The organism is Granulicatella elegans, assembly GCF_020735385.1.
Lineage (GTDB): Bacteria > Bacillota > Bacilli > Lactobacillales > Aerococcaceae > Granulicatella > Granulicatella elegans_B.
Genome location: NZ_CP085953.1, coordinates 69,265 through 91,684 on the forward strand (window position 1 = coordinate 69,265; position 22,420 = coordinate 91,684).

The 22,420-nt window shown below is 34.1% G+C and carries 23 protein-coding genes and 1 other annotated feature; of the genes, 3 read left to right on the forward strand and 20 right to left on the reverse strand.

The features are described from left to right. Positions 1–125: 125 nt before the first annotated feature. Together LK443_RS00325 and LK443_RS00330 are read right to left on the reverse strand one after the other, a co-directional pair. On the reverse strand, positions 126–1,484 hold the full coding sequence (locus LK443_RS00325) for a hypothetical protein (RefSeq protein ID WP_227931681.1): 1,359 nt from the start codon (positions 1,482–1,484) through the stop codon (positions 126–128). 151 nt (positions 1,485–1,635) lie between these two features. Beyond that, the gene (locus LK443_RS00330; RefSeq protein WP_227931682.1) at positions 1,636–3,312 is read right to left on the reverse strand and encodes a hypothetical protein; all 1,677 of its coding nucleotides are present in this window, start codon (positions 3,310–3,312) and stop codon (positions 1,636–1,638) included. A 395-nt stretch (positions 3,313–3,707) separates the two neighbouring features. Here LK443_RS00330 and LK443_RS09495 point away from each other — a divergent pair, with 395 nt between their 5' ends. Together LK443_RS09495 and LK443_RS00340 are read left to right on the forward strand one after the other, a co-directional pair. Next, positions 3,708–3,788 carry a putative holin-like toxin gene (locus LK443_RS09495; RefSeq protein WP_416217870.1) on the forward strand — a complete coding sequence of 27 codons (81 nt, stop codon included), beginning with the start codon at positions 3,708–3,710 and terminating at the stop codon, positions 3,786–3,788. Positions 3,789–4,080: 292 nt separating this feature from the next. Next, positions 4,081–4,185, forward strand: coding sequence for a putative holin-like toxin (locus LK443_RS00340; RefSeq protein ID WP_227931684.1), 105 nt, complete (start codon positions 4,081–4,083; stop codon positions 4,183–4,185). 223 nt (positions 4,186–4,408) lie between these two features. Here the strand turns inward: LK443_RS00340 and LK443_RS00345 are convergent, their stop codons facing one another. The 8 genes from LK443_RS00345 to LK443_RS00380 all read right to left on the reverse strand — a co-directional run bounded on the left by LK443_RS00345 (position 4,409) and on the right by LK443_RS00380 (position 11,448). Next, entirely contained in the window at positions 4,409–6,382 is a 1,974-nt protein-coding gene (locus tag LK443_RS00345) for an MBL fold metallo-hydrolase (RefSeq protein ID WP_227931685.1), read from the reverse strand. A gap of 155 nt (positions 6,383–6,537) precedes the next feature. Further along, on the reverse strand, positions 6,538–7,440 hold the full coding sequence (locus LK443_RS09500; protein ID WP_416217251.1) for a hypothetical protein: 903 nt from the start codon (positions 7,438–7,440) through the stop codon (positions 6,538–6,540). Next, positions 7,437–7,907 carry a hypothetical protein gene (locus LK443_RS00355; RefSeq protein ID WP_227931686.1) on the reverse strand — a complete coding sequence of 157 codons (471 nt, stop codon included), beginning with the start codon at positions 7,905–7,907 and terminating at the stop codon, positions 7,437–7,439. Before LK443_RS00355 ends, LK443_RS09500 begins: the two co-directional genes overlap by 4 nt. Before the next feature lie 701 nt (positions 7,908–8,608). Further along, positions 8,609–9,469, reverse strand: coding sequence for an Rpn family recombination-promoting nuclease/putative transposase (locus LK443_RS00360; RefSeq protein WP_227931687.1), 861 nt, complete (start codon positions 9,467–9,469; stop codon positions 8,609–8,611). A 126-nt stretch (positions 9,470–9,595) separates the two neighbouring features. Next, entirely contained in the window at positions 9,596–9,829 is a 234-nt protein-coding gene (locus tag LK443_RS00365; RefSeq protein WP_227931688.1) for a DUF2922 domain-containing protein, read from the reverse strand. 21 nt (positions 9,830–9,850) lie between these two features. After that, entirely contained in the window at positions 9,851–10,060 is a 210-nt protein-coding gene (locus LK443_RS00370; RefSeq protein ID WP_227931689.1) for a hypothetical protein, read from the reverse strand. Between the two features lie 85 nt (positions 10,061–10,145). Further along, positions 10,146–10,910, reverse strand: coding sequence for an N-acetylmuramoyl-L-alanine amidase (locus LK443_RS00375; protein WP_227931690.1), 765 nt, complete (start codon positions 10,908–10,910; stop codon positions 10,146–10,148). Next, positions 10,891–11,448 carry a hypothetical protein gene (locus tag LK443_RS00380; protein WP_227931691.1) on the reverse strand — a complete coding sequence of 186 codons (558 nt, stop codon included), beginning with the start codon at positions 11,446–11,448 and terminating at the stop codon, positions 10,891–10,893. The genes LK443_RS00375 and LK443_RS00380 overlap by 20 nt, the downstream gene beginning before the upstream one ends. A 238-nt stretch (positions 11,449–11,686) precedes the next feature. Between LK443_RS00380 and LK443_RS00385 the strand changes: the two genes are divergently transcribed. Next, positions 11,687–12,373 carry a hypothetical protein gene (locus LK443_RS00385; RefSeq protein ID WP_227931692.1) on the forward strand — a complete coding sequence of 229 codons (687 nt, stop codon included), beginning with the start codon at positions 11,687–11,689 and terminating at the stop codon, positions 12,371–12,373. A gap of 70 nt (positions 12,374–12,443) precedes the next feature. Here LK443_RS00385 and LK443_RS00390 read toward each other — a convergent pair whose 3' ends face one another. From LK443_RS00390 to LK443_RS00435, 10 genes are all read right to left on the reverse strand, one after another. Continuing rightward, the gene (locus LK443_RS00390; RefSeq protein WP_227931693.1) at positions 12,444–13,634 is read right to left on the reverse strand and encodes an acetate kinase; all 1,191 of its coding nucleotides are present in this window, start codon (positions 13,632–13,634) and stop codon (positions 12,444–12,446) included. A gap of 204 nt (positions 13,635–13,838) precedes the next feature. After that, positions 13,839–14,846 (reverse strand): class I SAM-dependent methyltransferase, encoded by a 1,008-nt coding sequence (locus LK443_RS00395; RefSeq protein ID WP_227931694.1) that lies wholly within the window; start codon positions 14,844–14,846, stop codon positions 13,839–13,841. A 64-nt stretch (positions 14,847–14,910) separates the two neighbouring features. Further along, the gene (gene rpmA / locus LK443_RS00400) at positions 14,911–15,201 is read right to left on the reverse strand and encodes a 50S ribosomal protein L27 (protein ID WP_227931695.1); all 291 of its coding nucleotides are present in this window, start codon (positions 15,199–15,201) and stop codon (positions 14,911–14,913) included. Positions 15,202–15,223: 22 nt separating this feature from the next. Further along, entirely contained in the window at positions 15,224–15,556 is a 333-nt protein-coding gene (locus LK443_RS00405) for a ribosomal-processing cysteine protease Prp (protein ID WP_227932501.1), read from the reverse strand. An 8-nt stretch (positions 15,557–15,564) separates the two neighbouring features. Beyond that, positions 15,565–15,873: a 50S ribosomal protein L21 gene (gene rplU, locus LK443_RS00410; RefSeq protein WP_020991443.1), complete on the reverse strand. Its 309-nt coding sequence runs from the start codon at positions 15,871–15,873 to the stop codon at positions 15,565–15,567. Between the two features lie 15 nt (positions 15,874–15,888). Then, positions 15,889–15,964: a sequence feature (ribosomal protein L21 leader region), on the reverse strand. Between the two features lie 123 nt (positions 15,965–16,087). Next, positions 16,088–17,401, reverse strand: coding sequence for a UDP-N-acetylglucosamine 1-carboxyvinyltransferase (gene murA / locus LK443_RS00415; protein WP_227931696.1), 1,314 nt, complete (start codon positions 17,399–17,401; stop codon positions 16,088–16,090). A gap of 17 nt (positions 17,402–17,418) precedes the next feature. Continuing rightward, positions 17,419–17,643 carry a DUF1146 domain-containing protein gene (locus LK443_RS00420; protein WP_227932502.1) on the reverse strand — a complete coding sequence of 75 codons (225 nt, stop codon included), beginning with the start codon at positions 17,641–17,643 and terminating at the stop codon, positions 17,419–17,421. Positions 17,644–17,769: 126 nt separating this feature from the next. Beyond that, positions 17,770–19,476 carry an IS1182 family transposase gene (locus tag LK443_RS00425; protein WP_227931697.1) on the reverse strand — a complete coding sequence of 569 codons (1,707 nt, stop codon included), beginning with the start codon at positions 19,474–19,476 and terminating at the stop codon, positions 17,770–17,772. A 175-nt stretch (positions 19,477–19,651) separates the two neighbouring features. Then, on the reverse strand, positions 19,652–21,688 hold the full coding sequence (locus tag LK443_RS09425) for a hypothetical protein (RefSeq protein WP_322563563.1): 2,037 nt from the start codon (positions 21,686–21,688) through the stop codon (positions 19,652–19,654). Between the two features lie 415 nt (positions 21,689–22,103). After that, on the reverse strand, positions 22,104–22,349 hold the full coding sequence (locus tag LK443_RS00435) for a type B 50S ribosomal protein L31 (RefSeq protein WP_227931698.1): 246 nt from the start codon (positions 22,347–22,349) through the stop codon (positions 22,104–22,106). Between the last annotated feature and the right edge of the window lie 71 nt (positions 22,350–22,420).

Here is a 22,420-nt window from a genome sequence, read left to right on the forward strand (position 1 = left end):
AAAATAAATTTCTCTTTGCCAATAAAAAGTACTCCATCTGAGAAATTTTGTTACATTTATTTCAAAAAATCCTGCCAGTGATTTCTCACCAACAGGATGTAACTATCTCCATCTATCCAACGATCCTACTTTAAATTTGGAAACAGACGTCCCGCTTCAATTAACCCGTCAAGTACTGCAAGGATATTTATTGGACTGATTTTCTTTTCTTGTAAAAAATGCCTTAACTCATTCGTAGAAACAATTGGTTTGTTACTCATATATTCCAATGCCATCGAAAGTGCAGATTGTAACTCTTCTAATTCACTTTCTATAAAGGAAGCTTTTTTAGATTTTTCATGAAAATCTCTTCTTTCACGAAGTGCTTCAGATAAGTTGAAAACATTACAATCATCAAAATCATCAAAATCATCGAAATCATCGAAATCATCATACGGAACATCAGAAGTCATCAAGTGAAACAGCTCTTCATGAGAATACAGATCAATAAGAGATCTTTCTGTACTAATTGTAAACGGAATTTTAAAAAATTCCATCATTGGATCTAAGCACTCCTTCAAGAATGGGGCAAAAATTCCTCTTGTCACCCATCTTTCCGGAGTCATTGGTGCATCATTATAAAAACCTAATAACGTATTTTGGATAAATTCAGGATCTAATTGATACATTGGCTCAATAAGCGCTATTTCCATATCCGTTGTAATGATTAAAATATATTGAGGTCCATTTTTCTCATCATCACCATAAAAATGAGATGGAGAAAGCATTAAACGGATTTCAAATGTGTCCGGTATCGAAAATTGAATGCTTTTTTTCGTACGATAAAGAGATAATTCCGGCACATACAGTTTTGGTTTTTCTCCTTTATACCCAATAAATTCTTCGTAAGTTAGTTCTTCCTCAAAGGGAAGAATATCTCCTTGTTCATAGACACTTTCTTGTTTTTTTGGATTGTACGTAATCTTTGGTAACGTATTTCTTTCAGTTGGTTTTGTAGTAGAAGCAAGTAAGGCAAGATTTCCTTCTTGTGTTAACCAATCTAATACTTTTTTACAGAAATTCACTTCTGACACTTTTAAATCTCTCGATAATAATTTAGAATCATTTAAACTAAACATTAATGGATATAATTTCTTTCTTTTACGAGTAATCCCTAGGTCTCTTAATGTCATTTTTTGACTTTTCGGAATCAACTCTAATGGAACAAAGACAATTTGAATGCCTTTACGTAATCCTTCAATTTCATCTAACTCTTCTTCCGTTTCCGCTATTGCAACAATAGCCTCTTCTGCTTTCATTCTATGTTGATATTCACGAACAGTTTTATAAAAAAATGCCGAAAATTGCCCTTCCTTATGATGCATCAATTGGACAATAAACTGTACTTTCCCAGCTTTATTACAAACTGCTGCTACCATTGACTCACAATCAATCTCCGCTAACGCTGCTTGAACTTGATATAATCCATTGTAAATCTCTTTCATGTTCACCACTCCCATTTTTGTATACACTTACATTGTACTATGCTTTGATTAAAAAGACCATAGCTTCCTTATAAATTCAAATAATCGAAAAAATTTCTGCGATACTGCTAAAACAAAAAGTGCATCAGATGAATCCGATACACTTCTCTCTCTATTTAATGGATATACTTCTAACTTCTCCATGAGGAGTAACTTGCATTTCAACCAGTTGTTCTTTTTGTACAAATGGTAATCGATTTTGAATCGTAGCTGGTGCACGATAAACGTTATCACCCACTAATAAATAGTAAATCGTATTTCCATTGATAACAACTCCTTGAATATCTTGAACTTTACCCGTCACACTTGTTAGATGATCATCACTTTCAGTTCCAACTTGTTCCGTTGGTGCAGATTGTTCATATTTTTGAATTAAGCGACTCACGCTTGTTTCAACATAAACGTTTTGATAATTTTCCACATCGATTAAGGCGTATTTTTTAATCAAACCTGAACCATCTTTTAAGGATAGAATATACATCGGTTTGCCATTTAAACTAATCAGTAGTGGGAAGGTTGCTTTATAGCCTGTTTCTTGGACACTACCTTCTGCTGAGCTCATTGCTGAGAATTCTTCTGCTGCTGATACTGGATACATTTTTGCTTCTTTTGTACGTGTATTGACTAAGACGAATCCAATATTTGAATTGTCTGAAGCTACTGAAGTAATTCCTGTATATAGGTAAATATCATCATTCATTGGTAAGTAATTATACCCTTTTGTAGGAACAGTTACTCCTTTTTTAGAAAAAATCGTATTCCAGAATCCTAATTTATATTTCCCATTCATTTCTAACTGATGTAAAATTAATTCCGCACTATACACACGGTCTACCCAATTAGGAATTTCTTGTAAATTATAATGCTTACTTTCACCTGTTAAAGCGTTCACCGTAATTAAACCATTCACTTCAGGTTCTCTTAAGAAAAAGTTACGACGATAAGTTGAAGCAATATAATAAGGTGTCCCTTCATCATCTACTTCAAAACTTGGACTACCAAATAATGTAAATGGATGATTGAAACGTAAATGACGATGAATATTACGGTTGAAGTACTCTGCTTCACTATAACGAATCGGTTGATCCGGTTTCTTCACTTCTACATCCCCAGTCACCATATCGACTTGCATATAATTTGGAATTCCATCTTGATGATTGGAGAACCATTTCCAAAATCCAGCATATTTTAATGGAGAAACACGATACGGATGATTTTGAATATTGATTTGTGTATAATCTTCTGCCACTTCGAATTGAGAAACTAAATCTGTTAACGCACCAATGCGACGATTCCCTAATCGTGAAGCTGTATCACGATCAATCAATGGAATTTGGTTGACATCTGTTTTCGGAAAATCTGTCGCAAAATCCGCATTTTTCACTTGAATCATGTTAGAATAAGATGCCGCAAAAAATAATGGCGATAAAATAAAGTAACTTGCCGCAGCAATAATGACTAAAAATCCAACAATAGAGAGTACAATTTTAGAAACAAAGTGACTTCTAGACTGATTCGCTTGTTCCCATGAAAACTTATTCGTTGTCGTTTTAAAAGCAATACTACCGCCTGTCACCCATTCAATTGCTCCAACTAATCCTAAAATCAACGCTAAAAACACCCAAAAAGCAGGTGAAGCGTAGTGAATTGGTGGTAGATTTTTATAATAGTACAGTGCAATAATCATTACTGCAACAACATATAAAATTGACTTTGAAACATTCAACCGAAGGATCTTCCCTTGTTGATTGCTCGCACTTCGATTGGCACTATTCGTTACATCTTTCATTTAAATTCCTCCTTTTATTGTCTTCATTATAAGGTTCTCTTTCAGAACTGTCCATACAACTTTGGGATGATTTTGCTGTCTGACGGGAATTTTGGAAAACAACGATTCATTGATAAAAAATACCGCCTCTCAAAATGATCATTGGAAAGCGGTATTTTCTATACTTTGACATATTGAGCGATGTCATGCAATGATGATACAAAAAATTTTTCAAAGGTCAAACAATGTGATTTTCTGCGCATTGCACTGTTATTTCCATTTCGTTTATGGTACACTCTCACCGTAGAAAGTTTTAAAGCGGTGGCAATCTCTATAAAGGTAGGTGATGCTTATGAGCATCTTTTCAAAATCTATCGAAAGGAGGTTGCATTTTGTCAGTCTATGAAGCTTTGACATTGCTGTGTTCTTTTGCGACTTTACTTGTTGCATTAGTGGCACTCATTGTTAAACTGATAGAAATCAAGACAAAAAAATAACACCGCTCTAACTTTGGAAGGTTAGCGGCGTTATTTTAACGTCAAAATCTTGCCACCGTCTTTTCAACGGTCTACATCAGAGTCGAGTTGACGCTCGGCTCTTTTTGTATCTTTATTATATCAGAACTCCATAAAAATTCAAACAATGTGATTTTCTGCGCATTGCACTGTTATTTCCATTTCGTTTATGGTACACTCTCACCGTAGAAAGTTTTAAAGCGGTGGCAATCTCTATAAAGGTAGGTGATGCTTATGAGCATCTGTTTAAAATCTATCGAAAGGAGGTTGTATTTTGTCAGTCTATGAAGCTTTGACATTAGTGTGTTCTTTTGCGACTTTACTTGTTGCATTATTGGCACTCATTGTTAAACTAATAGAAATCAAGACAAAAAAATAACACCGCTCATAACTTTGGCAAAATGAGCGGCATTATTTAATGTCCTATAATTAGCCACCGTCTTTTCAATGGTCTACATCAGAGTCGAGTTGGCGCTCGACTCTTTTTGTATCTTTATTATATCAAAAACAAAATGAATTGCAAACTTCAACAACCATAAAAAACTTATTTAATTGGATACTCCCAACCACATTATCCCTTGTTGAGAAATCTTACGATTTGTCTATCTCTCACCACTAACCGTTGTAGTTGTAATTGAATCCGTATTCGAACCTACTTCTTTTTCTACACTTGAACTACCTGCAGCTATTTCTGGAGTTCCAAAAGTCGTAGGAGTCACTTCCTCTACTGAATGTTTCGGATTACTTGAAGAATGATTTTCTTCATTCGCTTGTTTTTCCAGAACTGATGATGTATTCGCAGCTTCTTTACGATGATCACTTTCAGTGTGAGTGTATCTCTGCGAATTCTCAACCGTTGTTCGCGCTTTTTTAGTCTCTTTTTGAACTTTCTTCACTTCTTGAGGGATATCTTTTAGCCATACACCTTTCGCATCGACTGTGTATCCATCCGGTGTTTTTCCACTCTTCACTAATTCTCCATTTGCTTTGAAGTAATACCATTGACCATCGATTTCAGTCCAGGCATCTTTTGCTTTCTCTCCTGAAGCTCTATAATAGTAGTTTCCATTCCAACCTGTTAACATATGTCCATCATTGGCTAGTACGTACTCATGTTTCTCTAACTGTAATTCTCCAGTTTTCATCTTGCCATCACTATCTAGATAGTACCAATTATCCTTATATTTGACCCAACCTGTCTTCATCTCACCTGATTCAGCTAAATAATACCAAGCCTTGTCAATCCATTTCCAGCCTTTTTGCATATCACCATCTTTGGATAAGTAATACCATTGACCATCAGAAATAGCCCAATCTGTTTCCATCTGACCATCGTTATTGAAGAAATACCATGAATCATGAATAAACTTCCATTTTGTTACCATTTCTCCAGAATCTTGGAAATAAAACCAACGATTACGCCATTTCTTCCATTGACTTTCTAACATTGCTCCATTCCCTTTGAAGAAATAATAGCGCCCACCGATTTCACTCCAAGCAATCGCATGTTCGCCTGTTGCATATCGATACTTCCAAACATCATCTTCTATATACCACTTCGCAGTAAAACTAGGAATTCGAGGATATTGTGTTGAAATATTCGTAAAACCATCCGTACGAATATCAAAAACTGTTGCTTCATATTCTGCACTACTCGCCTTAATCAGTTGTGCTCCAAAAGATTTTAACTGATTGATAACATCCGTAGCTACATGATGATTCTTCCAAGGATCATTGCAAGACGTTAATACCACAATAGAAGGATGTAGATTTTGTAGGAAATTCGTTGTATTCGAAAATTCCGCTTCAAAATGATGATTAAATTTCATCATATCGACTTTTCCAATCATTGGACCATAACGATCTTCATTCCCATAATCTAAGTTATTCAAATCTCCTGCAGTAAAAATTCTCTTACCATTCACTGTAATGACACTAATAATCGAATTCGAATTATCATCTACAACTGGAGTTAACTGTCCGTTCGTATACTGATTTTCATAATTGTAAAGTTGAATATCCATATCCCCTAAAGAAAAATGGGCTTGTTCTTTTGAAATATCCTGAATCACTGGAATTCCTTTTTGGCTCGCAACAGCTAACACTTTGTCATAATGATATTGACTATCCCAAAGTCTCTCCTTATCAGTAATTCGACTATCACTATAACGCTTCATATAGACTTTATTGACATTAAAATTCTCCATTAACTCATCTGCATTCCCAATATGATCCGAATGAGCATGCGTAATTAAAATAAAATCTAATGTTTCTACGCCTATATTTTTCAGATGACGCATCACACGTTCTGTCATGACATTACGATAATCGGTATTATCCCCATCACGATATGGATAACGAGAATCACTTCCGTCCGGAAAATCATAATCTTCCCCCGTATCAATCATCGCATAATGCCCATTACTTTCTAATAGAATCGCATCACTACCTGGATTCGTTGGGGACACATTTATAAAATGAATCTTGTTTCCGTTTCCTTCTTGTGCATGAATCGGATTCACAATACCAAGAAATCCAAAAATTGATACTAGTACTCCTACTTTCCACTTGTTCATTGAATATACCTCCCTTATGTAGTTTAGTATATACTATTATTACTGAAATCTCAAATATTCTTAAAAAGTTAAGCAAAAAGCGGCTCATCGACAGGATTTGTCGAACAACAAAAAAAAAGAGAGCTTTCGCTCTCTTTTTTAAGTTCGTTTAAATATTAAACCCATTCACCGTTTTCGTTTACGTTGTATTCGCCAACAGTTGTGTTTACTGATAATGCACCTGATTCATTAACGTGGTACCATTTTCCACCAACTTCGAACCATTGGTTAGCTTTCATAGCACCTGATTCTTCTAAGTAGTACCAAGTTCCGTTATCTTGTAACCAACCAGTTTCCATTACTCCTGAACCGTTTAAGAAGTACCAAGTTCCGTCAACGTTTACCCACCATTTTTGCATTACGCCTTCTTTGTTTAGGTAGTACCAAGAACCACCATCGTTAATCCAACCTTTTTTTGTAGTACCTTTAGAGTCTACAACGTAAGTCCATTCGCCTTTATCGTTTTTATTCCAACCGAATTTTGTAACTGGTTCTTGAGCTGGTTCGTCAGCTACTAATAACTCATCTAAATTAAATGCTACATTTTGTTTTGCAAATAAATCTTTTGTTTCTTTTAATTTTGTTTCATAAGTACTTTTCGCAGTTCTAGCTTCTAATCTTGCATTAGTATAGGCTTCTTGTGCAGTAGTCACCGCAGCTTTTGCAGTATTCACATTTGCTTCTAACTCAGCTAGTGTTTTTCCATCAATTTTTCCATTGTCTGCTAAATCTTCTAAATCTTCACTTGCTTTTTTTAGAATATCAAGTTCTTTTTCTGCAGTTTTTTGTTTTTCTTCTAATTTTTTAATTTCTTTTTCTTTATCAGCAATTTCATCTTTTTTATCAGTTACTTTTTTCTCGGCATCTTTAACTTTTTTTGCTAAACGAGCAAGTTCTTTTTTATGAGATTCTTTTTCTTGTTCATTTGCGCCATCAAGTAATTTTCTGCCAAGTTCTGCTTCATATTGATCCTTCGCTGTTTCTAATTCACCTTCTAAAGCTTCTAATTGTTGTTTCAAGCCATCTGGTGCTGCATTAGTACTATCATTTTTTTGTCTAATGCAATTTTAGCATTTTTCAACTCTGTATCTTTTGTACCAGGATGTGCAGAATCTCCTGAAAATTCAGCTTTTATTTCAGCAATTTTAGCATCGATTAATGCTTTTTTGCTTTGTGCACTCATTTGAGAATCTTTTGCTGCTTCAGAGATTTTTAATGCATCATAATATTCTTTTTCTGCTTTTTCAAAATCTGCAAAAGCTTTTTCAACTTTTTTGTCTGCTTTTCCTAATGCTCTATGCGCATTACGCAATTCATTAACTTTATTTTGACGTTGAACATAATTCTCATGCGCAACTGTTGCTTCTGGTGCTCCGTTCGCAATATTTAAAGCTTCATCTACAACGTTGTCCTCAGCACTAGCTGTATTGTACGCTGCAAACAATGTTAAAGCTGCAACGCTTGATAATAATAATTTTTTCTTCATAATATTCTACCTCTCTTTATTTTTTTTGGTTTTTATATTATAAGATAATGCTACCTCACTGATTGTCCATTGTCAAGCTATTTTACGAAAAAAGTTGTTTATTTTACTTTTTAGTGATGGTTATGATGGTCATCCGTTCATAACTTGTCATAGCAACCTGTGTATTCACAATACTTACAATATTGTTTTTTAAACACATACATCATAACACTTCTCTATAACTGGTGCAAGTCATGTTATATTACATTTTTTTTACAAATATTTTGTTCATTTATTACAATATAGATACTATAACTGATTCTGAATGAATAAGTTGTTTTATGATCTTTGTATATTTTATTTTCAGTCATTTCATGTGTCTTATTGAACCCTGCTTTTTCAGCGAACACATGAATGAAACCTAAGCGCCGTTCTAAGCAACTGAACTTCTTCCATTGTTATTTCTTCTGAACCAGCTGCTTTTCCATTCTGACTCTAAATCTAACAAACGTCTATACGCTGTTGATAGCACAATAAATACTACAATTCCAGAAATAATTGGCTTTGTAACTATCTAAAATAAAAACCAAAAACTCGATCGTGATCCATTAAAAGTTATGATAAACTATCTGTAGCAATGGAAAGGGCAATCATATTAATCTCAAATTTCATAACATCAAAAAAGAACAGCCTCTCTATAATGACTGTTCTTCCTGTCACTCCTATTCCATTTCTTTCCTAAACGCTTCAATTTCTTCCACTGACAATCCTGTATGCTTTTGGATTTCTTCCATTGGTAAGTTCATTTTGAAGCAGATCATGACTTGCCCTTTTCGTTCTCCGAGAGCTACGCCTTGTTGACGTCCGATTTCAATTCCTTCTTCCAATTGGTGTTTCATGACTTGATAGTATACATCTTCATATTTTTCCATTAGTGTCGCAAGCCTCCGTTCTTCACCTGATAGATTTGAGAAGTTCACTATTTTTTGTGCTTCTTTTAATCCTTTGCTTGATTTCGATGTAATTGTACCATTTTTTAGAAAGTCTCGCCACTCTGATAAATCTGTATTTTCTCCTTCTATAATAGCTTTATCTGTTAAGTTTACTAAATAGATTCGCCAATAAGGTTGATGTTTTTTATTTTTAATTTCTCTATGACAAGCCAAGTTGGTTAATCCAATCTCTACTCGTGCTTCTTGAAATTCTGAAAATACTGTAAAATTGGTAACAACAATAGAAATAATTGATTTTGCAGTTTCTGCTTTATAATTTTGCGTATAAGTGGTTGCCATGTAGTTAAAGATACGTTCAAAAAAATCTTTATGCTGATAGAGTTGCATTTCTATCATAATTTCCATTCCATCGTCTGTAGTAGCTACTACATCAACAATCGTACTATACATAACAGGATTTAGATTTTCTATCTCTTTTTGATAAGATTCTATCTGATACGGATTTGTTGGTCGAACATTTGTTAGTTTCATTCCCGTAACTGCCTCGATAAATTCTTCGAGAATATATTCCTTTCCTGTTGTTGTCATCATTTTTTTGAAGAGTAGGTCATTGGTTGGTTTGATTTTCATATTGATTCCTCCTTTATTTGTCTCTCCACCTATATATACGCAAAAAATGGCGAAAAATATTTTTCTAACGTGACAAAAAAGCCGAAGAGTTTCCCCTTCGACTTCTTACGCTCGTTCTATTTCAATCTATTCTTCTGTTTTGAACACTTTTGTCACGGTACGATCAACATAGGATGCAGATACAACACCTTCATATTCTTTCTTACCTGCTTTTTCAAAAGCATGTGTGTTAACGATTTTTTGCATCGCTGCTTTAATGGTTGCTTCATCCAAGTTTTCTACTGGTTTTGCAATGACCAAGTTTTTGTGTTTTCCATCTGCATTTTTGAAGACTAATGTTAATTCTTTTGTTGTTGTCATAGTTTTCCTCTCCTTTTCTTATTAAGCCATTGTGTGACGGTAATGTGTAACAACTGTTACGTAGCTCACTGGATCTTTCATCAATGTTTTTAATGCTTCTCCAATTTCTTTTACTGATTGTTCGTCAGCTGTTTCGATAAGGTTTGGTAAGCTTTTAATACGTTTTGCCTTTCCTTTATCCTCATCCATATGAAATACTTCTAATGTTGCTTTTTGAAATACTTTTGCCATTTTCTTTTTCCTCCTGTTTGTTTTCTTTTTTGTAGTGTCATGACTTCCTACACTATATAAAGAATTTTCTCGATTATTTTTACCCCTATTCGTTTAATGTTTGATTGACGATTTCTTGAATGGCATCATAGTCGTATCCCGCTTCTTCTAGGAGGTGTTTTCGTTCTGCTCCGTTTCCCCATAATCCAAGGATTACTTCCTTAGCTAGTGATTCATTTGTGGTAATAGCATCATTATTAGTAAGTTCTGTATCTCCTTCATCTGCAGATGGGACTGTTTTTTGAAAGTTCTCATCCACTGCTTCAGTAGATCCTTTTTGTTCGCTAATTGTTTCGAGCATTTCCTCTACTGTACTTCCTAATTGTGCCAACTCGTTCATTCGGAAGACGAAATATTCTTTGACACTTTCGGTTGTACCTCCATGTAATGCTAGACTTCTATGTGGGCATGAAGTCGGAACAAATTCATGATGAAGTCTTACCGTATCCGTTGTTATCGGTAGTCCATAATAGAGTAAATCTTCCGTTGCCTGCATGAGAGTGATGTCTTCATTTTCTAAAAACTCTTCATCCGAGACTTTCATACTTTCACAGACTTCATAACCAATCGAACGGATATTGCTCCACCAATCTCCAGTGTGATAGGCAATGTGATACGTATCTACTACTCTAACAATCGTGTTGCGATTACAATAATAATGGGCAATTCCTAATGATTTTTCACGGTATCTTAGCCATTCGATATATTGCACTGGTGTCATAGATCCTGCATCATTATGAATCACGACAAATTCAACTCCTACTAATCGTCCACTATTTTCCATTAACGTTTCATTGATTTTTTCTACCATTTGACTCTCCTCCTTGAATATATTGTTGATATTTCTTTTGAATGGCTTGTCGATCTCGGTAATATTTACTCTTACAACGTCCTTCTAGCTTTGCTAATTCCTTAATGGAATCGGATTGTTCTAAGAACAGCTTCAGCGTTTTCTTCTGTCTTGGAGTTAGTAACGTGTACAGTTTTTTCAAATCTTCCCTTGTCTCTAGTTGCGTTTGAACATCACTATCACTTCCTAGCATAAATTCCAAGCTTTCATCACTACACTCTCGCATTTTTTGCTGATTTTCTTTTGAAAATTCTCGTAAACAAATCCAACTAAACCCTCGTTTAATATACGCAGCGTAAATATACCGTTGTTCTTCTAGAGGATTCCCTCCTAATTTTTGAAAAGTTTCTAACATTAAGATTCGTCCTAATTGTAATAAGTCTTGATACTCTGAATTTGTATTGGCTACATGATATCCTCGTAATACAGAATGTAATACTGGTTCGAATGTTTGAAGATATTCTTCGCTCCATTCCGGTGGCATATCCCAATATTCCATACTCCTCTCTCCTTTGTGATTTTCTACAAGATCTTGTTGCTTAAACTGTATAATAAATAGTATAGAAAGACAAAATCCGTCTTCAGAGATTTCGAGGTTAAAATGGCGTTTTACGACTTAATTCCTTATTATTTTTATGTTTTTCTTATTTTTTTGTGATATTTTTCTCTTTTTAAATTTATTTTTTATCAATATAGGTGTATAATAAAATAAAAAAGCGTTTACAGGAGGTTTTATTATGTTAAACAAAGTTATAGATTTCAATCGTAGTTGTGAGGCTAGTATTTTCGAAACTTGTATTCAACATCAAGTTCCTGAAATGACACGAGATATCGTTTTGCTTTATGATGTTAGTGATGATTCTCGAACCGACTGCAATAGCATCATTGTCACCTGTTCTGGGCAGTGGTACCTCACTCGTCAAACTACCTCACAATTATTCGGCTTATTACAAAATAATATTTCTATTTCTTACACTCTTTCAAAAGAAATTACAAAAAAACTTTCTGCTGTTCGCAAAAAGATTCCCTATGCTTTTGATGATTTCCTATACTTTCCGATTTATACCTCTACTCCTCATCATCACTGGTGTGGCTATCATCACAATATTGATAAACAAAAAGTAGAAGATACACTCCACTTATACTTCGACCAATCATTAGAAATTATTTTACCTTATAAATATTCAACTGCTATGATGCATACACAGATTTTTGATGAACTGATTAAAAGTAACAATGAATTCAAAATCCATTTTTATAAAAAGTATCCTACTCATCATTCTTCTACTAAGGAAGAACTCTCTATCACTGAATTTTGTCATTTTTTCATTCCGATTATTTTAGAATATATTGATAAAGTGTCTCCTGATGAATTAGATGAAAAAACATGGGAAGAAGTCTTGAAGCATTTTGAAGCTTGTTAAGATATGAATGCACAAAAAAAGATGCCTAACACGTTTTAGTGTTAAGCATCTTTTCGCTTTCTCTCACATCTTATTTTTTACGTAGACGTTCGATGTCTCTTGCGATTTCTACTTCTTCATTCGTTGGAATGTTTAATACTGTTACTTTCGCATTGTCTGATGAAATGATTGCTTCTGAACGAGTGTTGTTACGTTCTTTGTCAATATCACATCCAAACCATGTAATTCCGCTAATAATTAAGTCACGGATTTTAATGGAATTTTCACCGATACCAGCAGTAAATACAATCGCATCTACTCCATTCATTACGGCAATATATTGACCAATGTATTTTTGAACACGATCCACAAAGATTTCCATTGCTACTTTAGCATCTTCATTTGTTTCTGAAGCATTGTCAATATCACGCATATCGCTTGATAAACCTGATAATCCTAATAAACCTGATTTTTTATTTAAAATATCAACCATTTCGTTAATATCTGTAATGTTTAATTTGTTCATTAAGAATGCTACTAATGAAGCATCAATGTCTCCAGAACGAGTACCCATTGTAACCCCTGCTAATGGAGTGAATCCCATAGATGTATCTACTGATTTACCACCATCAACGGCTGTAATAGAAGCTCCATTTCCTAAGTGACATGTAATGATTTTTAATTCTTCAATTGGTTTTCCTAATAATTCAGCTGCACGATGTGAAACATAACGGTGGCTAGTTCCGTGTGCTCCATATTTACGTGCTTTGAATTGTTTGTAGTATTCTAATGGAACACTGTATAAGTATGCTTTTTTAGGCATTGTTGTATGGAATGAAGTATCGAATACTGCAACACTTGTAATATCTGGTAAGATATGTTTGAATGCACGCATTCCGATAGCTTCTGCTTTATTGTGTAATGGAGCAAATTCTGCTAAATCTTCTACTTGTTGGATTACTGTATCATCTACTAAAGCTGAATCTTTGAAGATTTCTCCCCCAGCAACTACACGGTGTCCAACACCAGTAATTTCATCAAATGAAGCAATAATGTTTAATGCTACTAATTGCTCTAATAATTTTTCTACGGCTACTTCGTGGTTTGGAATATCTTCTACCACTTCATATTTTTGATTATCTCCGTAGCTAATTGAGAAGATTGAATTTTCTAATCCAATACGTTCTACTAATCCTTTTGCCACAACTTCTTCTTGAGGCATGTTAAATAATTGGAATTTCAAACTTGAACTTCCGGCATTAATTGCGATTGATTTTGACATAATTTGTCTCCTTTGTGTGATAATGTTCTTCTTTTGTGAAAAATACTGTACAATTTCCCTTTTAAAAGTTCCATCATTCAGCATTTCTCGCATCTCATTTATTTTAGCATAACTAAGTACAGATTGAAATAATAAAACCTTGGTTCTACAGAAAATTAACTCTCAAAGAATATGTCTACTCTTATCTTTTTAGTCCTACACTGTCTACGAAAGTTCTTTCGCCCATTTTTCAAATGTTTGTGTAAACTGTCTGAACTTATCGATATTTTTCATATCCGGAATGTCGCCCAACAATACTTGACGAGCTTGTTTTGCACCTTTTCCTTTTTTCTGGAAAATAAGTAGCGACTTACTATATTGTTGATTTTTAAATAGTGTTTTAGGAAAAGCTAGCATCGCTTGAACAAAAGATTCTTCTTGTAACTGTTCTAATAATGACACACTTTCTTCTGTTTCAAATAAATTTGTAGGGACAATCATCAATCCAAAACCGCCTGGTTTTAAATAATTCAAATATTGTTCGATAAATAAATGATGCACATAAGAATGTCCCTCTTTTGCATGAGTCTTAAATTTTTTAGCACGTTCATCGACAGGATAATACCCCACTGGCAAGTCGGATAGTGCAATATCAATTGGATCGACTAATAAATCACTTAATCCATCTTGCAACATCACTCGCACCTTTAAACTTTCCAACGCAAAAGCTTGCAGCGCTAAATGCACTAATACTTCATCATTATCGATTGCGGTCGTATGAATTGTTTTGCCACTTTCTTGTAAAAATAACTGAACCGTACTTAATAAATTCCCACTTCCACAAGCAAAATCAGCGAGTACTAGTATTTCTTTACTTTCTGTTAAACGTTCCACCATAAAGGCTACTAATAAACCAATGGAATCTGGTGTCATTTGGTGATTCGTTTGTAAACCATCTTCTTTAGCAGCTTTTAGAAAAGTATATTGAATCATGCGACGAATTTGTTCTTTTGTAAAGCTTTCTAGTGCTAGTTCTTGATAAACTTCATTTAATTGTGCAATCGTTGCAACATCTGGTTGTCCTTCTACTTGCTGCGCTTGATTTCCTGAAGCAATATTTTGCAATGTTTCCCCTAATGCCTCTACATACGAATACTCTATCGCTTTTTGGAGTACTTGAACAGCCTCCCATAATTTTTCAAAACTATGAATTTCTTTATTTTCCTGTTCCATCAAATTCCTCCTTTCAGATAAAAAATAAGAGACAGGACAAAGTCCTGCCTCCGCAAATTCCATATTATTCAGCAGCTGCTACTGGGTAAACAGATACTTGTTTTTTGTCACGGCCTTTACGTTCGAAACGTACTACGCCATCAACTTTAGCGAATAATGTGTCATCTCCACCGATTCCTACATTGTGACCTGGATGGATTTTAGTTCCACGTTGGCGGAATAAAATTGAACCACCTGTAACAAATTGTCCATCAGCACGTTTAGCACCTAAACGTTTAGACTCTGAGTCACGTCCGTTTGATGTAGAACCGCCCCCTTTTTTGTGGGCGAATAATTGTAAATTCACTTTTAACATGAGAGTGCACCTCCTTGATAGGTTAATCAACTTGAATGGTTAGATAGTTAGGATATTCTTCTTGAATTCCTTCTAACCCTAGTAATAGACTATTTAATAAAATTTGTGTTGTGTGAGCTTGAACTTTCGTTACATCTCGTACAACTTCGACATATAAATACCCACCTTCGACTTCATCAACATCAACAATCGGTTGATAGCCTGCTAGTTTCTCGATACTATTGACAGTCGTAATCGCTAATACAGAAACGCCTGCACAAACAATATCTTCCCCATACTCGCCAAAGCCAGCATGACCTGTCATTTCAAAAGAAACTAACTCATGGTCTTTTTTATGAAACGTTACTCGTATCATCGTCAAAATTAAGCGTTGATTGCGTTAATCACAACTTTTGTATAAGGTTGACGGTGACCTTGTTTACGGTGAGAGTCTTTACGACGTTTGTATTTGAAAGTTACAACTTTCTTTTGACGGCCTTGTTTTTCAACAGTTCCTTCAACAGTTGCACCTGCTACGAATGGAGCACCAACTTTAACGTTTTCTCCACCTACAAATACTACTTCTTCGAAAGTCACTTTGTCGCCAGCTTCTGCGTTTAATTTTTCAACGTAGATTGCTTGACCAACTTCAACTTTCACTTGTTTACCACCAGTTTTTACGATTGCGTACATATTGCACCTCCTATATTTTAGACTAAGACTCGCCAGTTTAAAGTGCCGATTCCGGTCTTTTGTACTCTAATCCGAGCGGTTGTAGCTGTGGTGCTTCACAATTACAACATGAATAGTCTAACAGAGATTTTTATTTAAGTCAAGCAAAAGCTCGGGCAATTAAAATAAAAATTAGCCGAACCATTCTATTAAGAATCATTCGACTAATGTCTCTTTAACGATTTAACATCTTTTCTAATTCTACTTGTGTGAACGGTGTTGCTTCATCTTCATGAACACGTTCAATATTTGCGCCTAATGCACGTAATTTATGATGGAATTGATAATACCCACGATCTAAGTATTTTAACTCAGTTACACGTGTATAGCCTTTTGCCACCATACCTGCAATAATTAATGCTGCTGCTGCACGTAAGTCAGTTGCTTTTACTTGAGCACCTTGTAATTGTGACACTTGATTCATTACAGCTGTTCTACCTTCAATCATAAACTCCGCATTCATGCGACGTAATTCTTCCAAATGATTGAAACGATTTTCGAATACTGTTTCTGTCATTGTGCTGACACCTGAAGCTAGTAATTGAACAATCGTCATTTGTGCTTGCATATCAGTTGGAAAACCTGGATGTGGTAATGTCTTCACATCTGTTGGTTTTAATGTTTCCGGTCCAATGACACGAATTCCATTTTCTTCTACAATGAATTGAACACCCATTTCAGATAATTTTGCAATTAGGGGTTGATTATGTTCTGCAATCGCATCTTCTACAAAAACATCTCCTGCTGTAACTGCTGCAGCAACCATGAATGTTCCTGCTTCAATTCTATCAGGAATAATCGAATGAATCGTTCCTTCTAAGTGGTCTACACCTTCGATACGAATGTTAGTCGTACCCGCACCAATAATTTTTGCACCCATTTTGTTTAAAATATTCGCTAAATCAACAATTTCAGGCTCTCTTGCTACATTTTCTAATAAAGTTGTTCCTTTCGCTAGAGTCGCTGCCATCATTAAGTTTTGAGTAGCTCCAACTGATGGGAAATCCATATAAATTCTTGCACCCACTAATTGTTCCGCACGTGCTTCTACATAGCCATCTGCTTGGGTAATTGTTGCACCCATTGCTTCGAAACCTTTTAAATGTAAATCAATCGGACGAGTTCCAATTGCACAACCTCCCGGCATCGCAACACGAGCATGTCCAAATCTTGCTAACAATGGTCCCATTACAACAATTGACGCACGCATTTTACTCACAAATTCAAATGCTGCCGTTGTTTGAATATTTTTTGTAGCATTTAACGTAATTGATTTTTCTTCTTCATCAAAAGTACTTGTGACATTTAAACTATTTAATACTGCTAACATTGTATGCACGTCCGATAAATTCGGTACATTTGTTAGATGTGTTACTCCATACTCTGCTAAGATACTTGCTGCTAAAATTGGAAGCACAGCATTTTTGGCTCCCTCTACTTTTACTGATCCATTTAGACGTGTACCACCTTGTACAATCATCTTTTCCATTCTACAAACCCCCAAGGTTACTTACTCGTAATTATTTGAACAATCGAATTGATAGTATCTGATATGAAGAAAATTGCGTTAGAAACTCCCACTCCTAGAAGAAGTGCTACTAACAGGATGAATAATCTTGCTTGCTCTATTCGATTTTTTAATATGATTTTTTCTAAATTTATACACTGTAATGACCAATACGCAACTATAATCATTGCTAAAGTCATGATTAATTTAAAAGCTTGTGTCATTTCTATCACGTTGGTCTCCTCATCTCCACATATTGCAAGAGAATCTGCTTTTATATCTTACCATAATTAACCTGAAATTTAAAGGAGTGAATCAAATTTGGTCATTGTAATAGATGGTTGAATTTTTTACAAAAAAAGAGGCTGGGCAAAAAGTCTCAAAAATAGAAGAAAGCACGTCCCGATTTTGACTGAAATCAAAATTAGGACGTGCTTTTTAATAAATTCAGTAAAATCAAGGGGGATAAACCACCCTTGATTCATATTATTTAAGATATATTTCCTTAATCTCTGCAAATTCATCCCTAAAAAGAGCAGACCAATGTTATTATGAACTGCATTTTTACCTCTAACATGAGTTCTGCGCATGCCAAAATTGCGCTTCATTTGACCGAAAACTGGCTCAACTTCAATTTTTCGTTGAGCATATATACTACTTCCACGGTCACTATGTAACGCTTCTTTAATCGTTTCTTTATAAGATTCCCAAACTTGGTTTACACGGATTTGACGTTGTTGTCCAGTAGGAGTTTTCGCTAATTCATCCAATGCTTCTGTTTCTTGAATTGAATCTGTCTCATACACTTTAAATCTACGAGTAAATCCATTCTTATCGTTTCTTGTTGAATAATATTTAAAACTAAATTTTACACCTAAATGATCAATATAATAATCTTCCTCTTCATTGTAATACCAATTTTGTCTATTAGATGGATCATTTTTAAATTTCTTCGTTTGTTCTTTTTCGTACATTGTGTAAGGAATCAAAGGTGTCTTTTCATACTCTTCAAGAATCAATTGATAGTTTTCTTCACTACCGTATCCAGCATCCGCAATAATAATAGAAAATTTGTCTAATAGTTTAAATGAATTTAAAAATGGTTTAAGAGTACGCATATCTGTAGGATTAGGAAATACATCAAAACCTAAAACATATTGATGATTCGTTGCGATTTGAAGATTATAGCCAGGTTTTAATTCTCGATTTTTCATGGCATCTTCTTTCATACACATAAAAGTAGCATCGTTATCTGTTTTAGAATAACTATTCCGGTTATCAAATGTTTCCTTAGCTATCGTATATTTTTCTTTACGAGGCAGAAAATCTTTTTCAAGTTGACGTTTAAAAGAATTTAACAAGCGTTTTTTCTGTTTGTTTTTAGAACCACCAACAATATGTTTAGGTTCTTCTTCAATGAGTTCTTCTAACTGTTCTAGAGAGTTATTAGTAGCTTCAATCATGGCATGAACACCATATTCAGTAATTTTTTCTTCTTCTGATAAAGCAATATTCACTTGATTTTGAATTAATTGATCATATAATGTACTAATTTTTTCATTTAAAGCTTCATCATATCTTTCAATAGCTTTACGCCATACAAATGAATAACGATTGGCATCTGCTTGAACTTTTGTACCATCAATAAATAAACTATCTGAATCAATAATATGATAGTGTTGGAGTAATAAAGTAAAGTATACGAAAATGTTTTTAATGATAGAGGAAAACTGTTCATTACTTCTAAAATTATTAATAACATGGTAACAGACATAAGTTTGTTGAGAAAGCCACTGCATCGGAATATTTTCTTCATTTAATTGAACAATTTTTCTACCACTATACGTAGAACGAGTATAAGCGAAGAGAATCATTTTTAATAACATACGAGGATGATGAGCAGGTCTACCCATTTTTGATGTTGTATTAGGAAAGATAATAGAATCTGGAATAGAATCTACAAACTGATTAATAAATTGAGCAATGTGGTTTTTAGGGACGGTTAATGTAAAATTTAGTTCTAAAGTATCTGTTGGTGTGGTATAATTTTTGTACATAGGAGTCACCCTTTCTTATTTTATTTCATTCAAACTTATTATAACAGAGGTAGACTCCTATGTTTAATTTATAAGACTAAAAAGCACTATAAAATCCTGTTTCAGAATTTTATAGTGCTTTCTTCTATTTTTGAGACTTTTTGCCCAGCCTCTTTATCAAACAATTTTTACATAATTATATCCATTCGCCATCTTCATTAACTTGATAACCATCTGGTGTTGTTGTATTCGTTAATAAAGATCCAGACTTGTCAGCATAGTACCACTTACCATTTACTTCAAACCAGCCTGTTTGCATTGAGCCTGAATTATTTAAGTAATACCATGTGCCATTAGTTTGTACCCAACCTGTTTGCATCGAGCCTGAACGACTTAAATAGTACCATTCACCATTAACTTGAACCCATCCTGTTTGCATCGAGCCTGAATGGTTTAAATAATACCATGTACCATTATCTTGAATCCAACCTGTTTGCATAGCTCCTGAATGATTTAAGTGATACCATCTGCCATTATCTTGAATCCAACCTGTTTGCATAGCTCCTGAATGATTTAAGTGATACCATGTGCCGTTATCTTTAATCCAACCTGTAGCTTTCGTTCCTTTATCGTCTACAATATAGGTCCATTCACCTTTAGCATTTTTAACCCATGTTGATGGTTTTGAAGGTTTTTCTGTTTCCACAACATGATCCACACGATTCAAATTAGCTAATTTCACTTTCAAATCATTCAATTTTTCAGTAGCTTTCTTTAATCTTTCGTGTTTTTCACGTGCATCTTGTTGTTTATTTTGTAAATCAGCTTCTAATGTTGTCAATGCCTTTTGTTCTTGAACTAATTTTGCCTTCAAATCATTTAACGTTGCAATCGCTTGTTCATTTTCTTTAATTTCTTTTTCTAATTCTTGTACACGAGTAGTTGTTTGGTCAATCTTAGTTTGTAACTCTGTCACCACTTTTTGTACGTTCGTCAATTCTTCTTGAGCAACCGTTAAAACTTTTTTAGCTTCAATCACTTTTTTAAATAATGCTACATTTGTATTATGCTCTTGTTGTAAACGAGTGATTTCTTGTGTTAATGTTGCAATTTTCGGTTTTGCTTCATCAATCGCTTCTTGTTTTTCTTGAATACTCTTCTCTTTTTCTTTAACAGTTTCTTCTAATGTTGTTTTTTCTTTTGTTAATTCAGTGATTTCTCGTTTAATTTTTGGAATTAGATTAATAGTGTAGTAATCTTTGTCACTGATAAAAAATTTCATTTGTTCTTTTAACTTCGTTAATTTCGCTTCTTTTTCCTTTAAAACTTCCTTTGCCTGTGTGAGTTCTTGTGTTTTCGTTTCTACTTCACGTTGCAACGCTTCTAACGATTTGTTCGCTGCTGGTGTTGCATTAGCATCACTACTTGCACCACTTTGTGCATTTTCTAAATCTTGTTCCGCTTTTTCTTTTGCTTGAATTTTACTATTTACTTCGTTTTTTGCAGCATCTACTTCTTTTTGTGCTGCAGTAATTTCTGCTTGGTTTTCTTTAATTTGTTCGTCTCTTTTTGCTATAATATCTTTTAAATGTTCTGTCTCTTCTTTTTTTGTCGCAATTGTTGCTTTAATTTTTTCTAACTTAGCACTTGCTGCTTCTTTAGTTTTTGTATCTTCTTCAATGGCTTTTTTATTATGAGCGACAAGTGTTTCGTTTGCTTCTTTTTCTGATTGTTTGTTAGAAATTTCTTTTTCTAATGTTTCAGGACTTTTGAAGTTTTTAACTTTTTCTTCTTCATCTTTTACTGTTTGTTCTGCAGTAGCAACTTTTGCTTTAAACTTTTCTACATCTTTTTGTTTTTCTGCAATTGTAGCTTTATCCATTTCATTTTGTTTCGTTAAAGTTTCTTTTTCTGTTTTCTTATTAGGAAGTTCTTTTTCAACCTTTTCAACACGGTTTACTTCTTCTTTCGTTTGATTCACTTCAGCTTCTTTTAAAGTTTTTTCAGCTTGTACTTTTTTTGCTTGCTTATCCGCTTCTTCCGTCTGTTTTGTCAAAACCTGAACATCTTTTTCATTTTTTGCAATTTCAGACTCTAATTGTGCTTTAGTTGATACACTATTTCCTACAACAGACTTCAGAACTTCTTCTGCTTCTACTCCATGAGATAATCCTGTTACTGTCACCACCGTTCCTAGTAATGCAGCTCCTGCTATTATCGTTTTCTTTTTCATTTTACAAACCTCTTTCCGAAATAACTAAAATATTCTTTTTATATCTAAAAATAGCTTATCATAAGCTCCATTTACATTACAAATAAATATTGAACAATTTATTTTTTTGCATAAATTATTCATATAATATTCATAAACGAAAAACCAGAACCGCCTTTTGGTACATATTTCGCCAATAAATTATCCATACAATATTCATAAATGAAAAACCTCAAAAAAAGGAATTAAGTAGCCATAAGCGGGAGTTTGACACTTGTGAAAGAAAAAATAAGGCTTCTGTAAAGTGTTAAACTCAGAACCATCATTAACCTGAAATTTAAAGGGGTGAATCAAATTTGGTAATTGTAATGGACAGTTGAATTTTTTACACAAAAAAACCTTTCTCGAAATCGAGAAAGGTTTGAGAATTGTCTTCTTATTTGAGACCGTATTTTTTGTTGAAACGATCCACACGTCCGTCTGCTTGTGTGAATTTTTGACGACCTGTATAGAATGGGTGAGAATCTGAAGTAATCTCAACACGTAATAATGGGTATTCGTTACCATCTTCCCATTGTACAGTTTCGTTTGAAGATTTTGTTGAACCTGATAAGAATTTGAATCCAGTAGTTGAATCCATAAAAACAACTGGACGATATTCTGGGTGAATTCCTTGTTTCATTTTCTATTCCTCCTGCCCTGAATTATTGCCTAATCCAGAGTTATTTATTTTTATGCATAAAGCAACACAAG

Excerpts from the sequence above, each read along its gene's own strand:
- LK443_RS00345 (WP_227931685.1), bottom strand. The coding sequence starts at position 6,382 with ATGAACAAGTGGAAAGTAGGAGTACTAGTATCAATTTTTGGATTTCTT.
- LK443_RS00375 (WP_227931690.1), bottom strand. The coding sequence starts at position 10,910 with ATGGTAGAAAAAATCAATGAAACGTTAATGGAAAATAGTGGACGATTA.
- LK443_RS00355 (WP_227931686.1), bottom strand. The coding sequence starts at position 7,907 with ATGAAGAAAAAATTATTATTATCAAGCGTTGCAGCTTTAACATTGTTT.
- LK443_RS00405 (WP_227932501.1), bottom strand. The coding sequence starts at position 15,556 with ATGATACGAGTAACGTTTCATAAAAAAGACCATGAGTTAGTTTCTTTT.
- LK443_RS00365 (WP_227931688.1), bottom strand. The coding sequence starts at position 9,829 with ATGACAACAACAAAAGAATTAACATTAGTCTTCAAAAATGCAGATGGA.
- LK443_RS00435 (WP_227931698.1), bottom strand. The coding sequence starts at position 22,349 with ATGAAACAAGGAATTCACCCAGAATATCGTCCAGTTGTTTTTATGGAT.
- LK443_RS09425 (WP_322563563.1), bottom strand. The coding sequence starts at position 21,688 with ATGAAAAAGAAAACGATAATAGCAGGAGCTGCATTACTAGGAACGGTG.
- LK443_RS00385 (WP_227931692.1), top strand. The coding sequence starts at position 11,687 with ATGTTAAACAAAGTTATAGATTTCAATCGTAGTTGTGAGGCTAGTATT.
- murA (WP_227931696.1), bottom strand. The coding sequence starts at position 17,401 with ATGGAAAAGATGATTGTACAAGGTGGTACACGTCTAAATGGATCAGTA.
- LK443_RS00395 (WP_227931694.1), bottom strand. The coding sequence starts at position 14,846 with ATGGAACAGGAAAATAAAGAAATTCATAGTTTTGAAAAATTATGGGAG.
- LK443_RS00325 (WP_227931681.1), bottom strand. The coding sequence starts at position 1,484 with ATGAAAGAGATTTACAATGGATTATATCAAGTTCAAGCAGCGTTAGCG.
- rplU (WP_020991443.1), bottom strand. The coding sequence starts at position 15,873 with ATGTACGCAATCGTAAAAACTGGTGGTAAACAAGTGAAAGTTGAAGTT.
- LK443_RS00360 (WP_227931687.1), bottom strand. The coding sequence starts at position 9,469 with ATGAAAATCAAACCAACCAATGACCTACTCTTCAAAAAAATGATGACA.
- LK443_RS00370 (WP_227931689.1), bottom strand. The coding sequence starts at position 10,060 with ATGGCAAAAGTATTTCAAAAAGCAACATTAGAAGTATTTCATATGGAT.
- LK443_RS00425 (WP_227931697.1), bottom strand. The coding sequence starts at position 19,476 with ATGTACAAAAATTATACCACACCAACAGATACTTTAGAACTAAATTTT.
- rpmA (WP_227931695.1), bottom strand. The coding sequence starts at position 15,201 with ATGTTAAAAGTGAATTTACAATTATTCGCCCACAAAAAAGGGGGCGGT.
- LK443_RS00390 (WP_227931693.1), bottom strand. The coding sequence starts at position 13,634 with ATGTCAAAATCAATCGCAATTAATGCCGGAAGTTCAAGTTTGAAATTC.
- LK443_RS00380 (WP_227931691.1), bottom strand. The coding sequence starts at position 11,448 with ATGGAATATTGGGATATGCCACCGGAATGGAGCGAAGAATATCTTCAA.
- LK443_RS00420 (WP_227932502.1), bottom strand. The coding sequence starts at position 17,643 with ATGACACAAGCTTTTAAATTAATCATGACTTTAGCAATGATTATAGTT.
- LK443_RS00330 (WP_227931682.1), bottom strand. The coding sequence starts at position 3,312 with ATGAAAGATGTAACGAATAGTGCCAATCGAAGTGCGAGCAATCAACAA.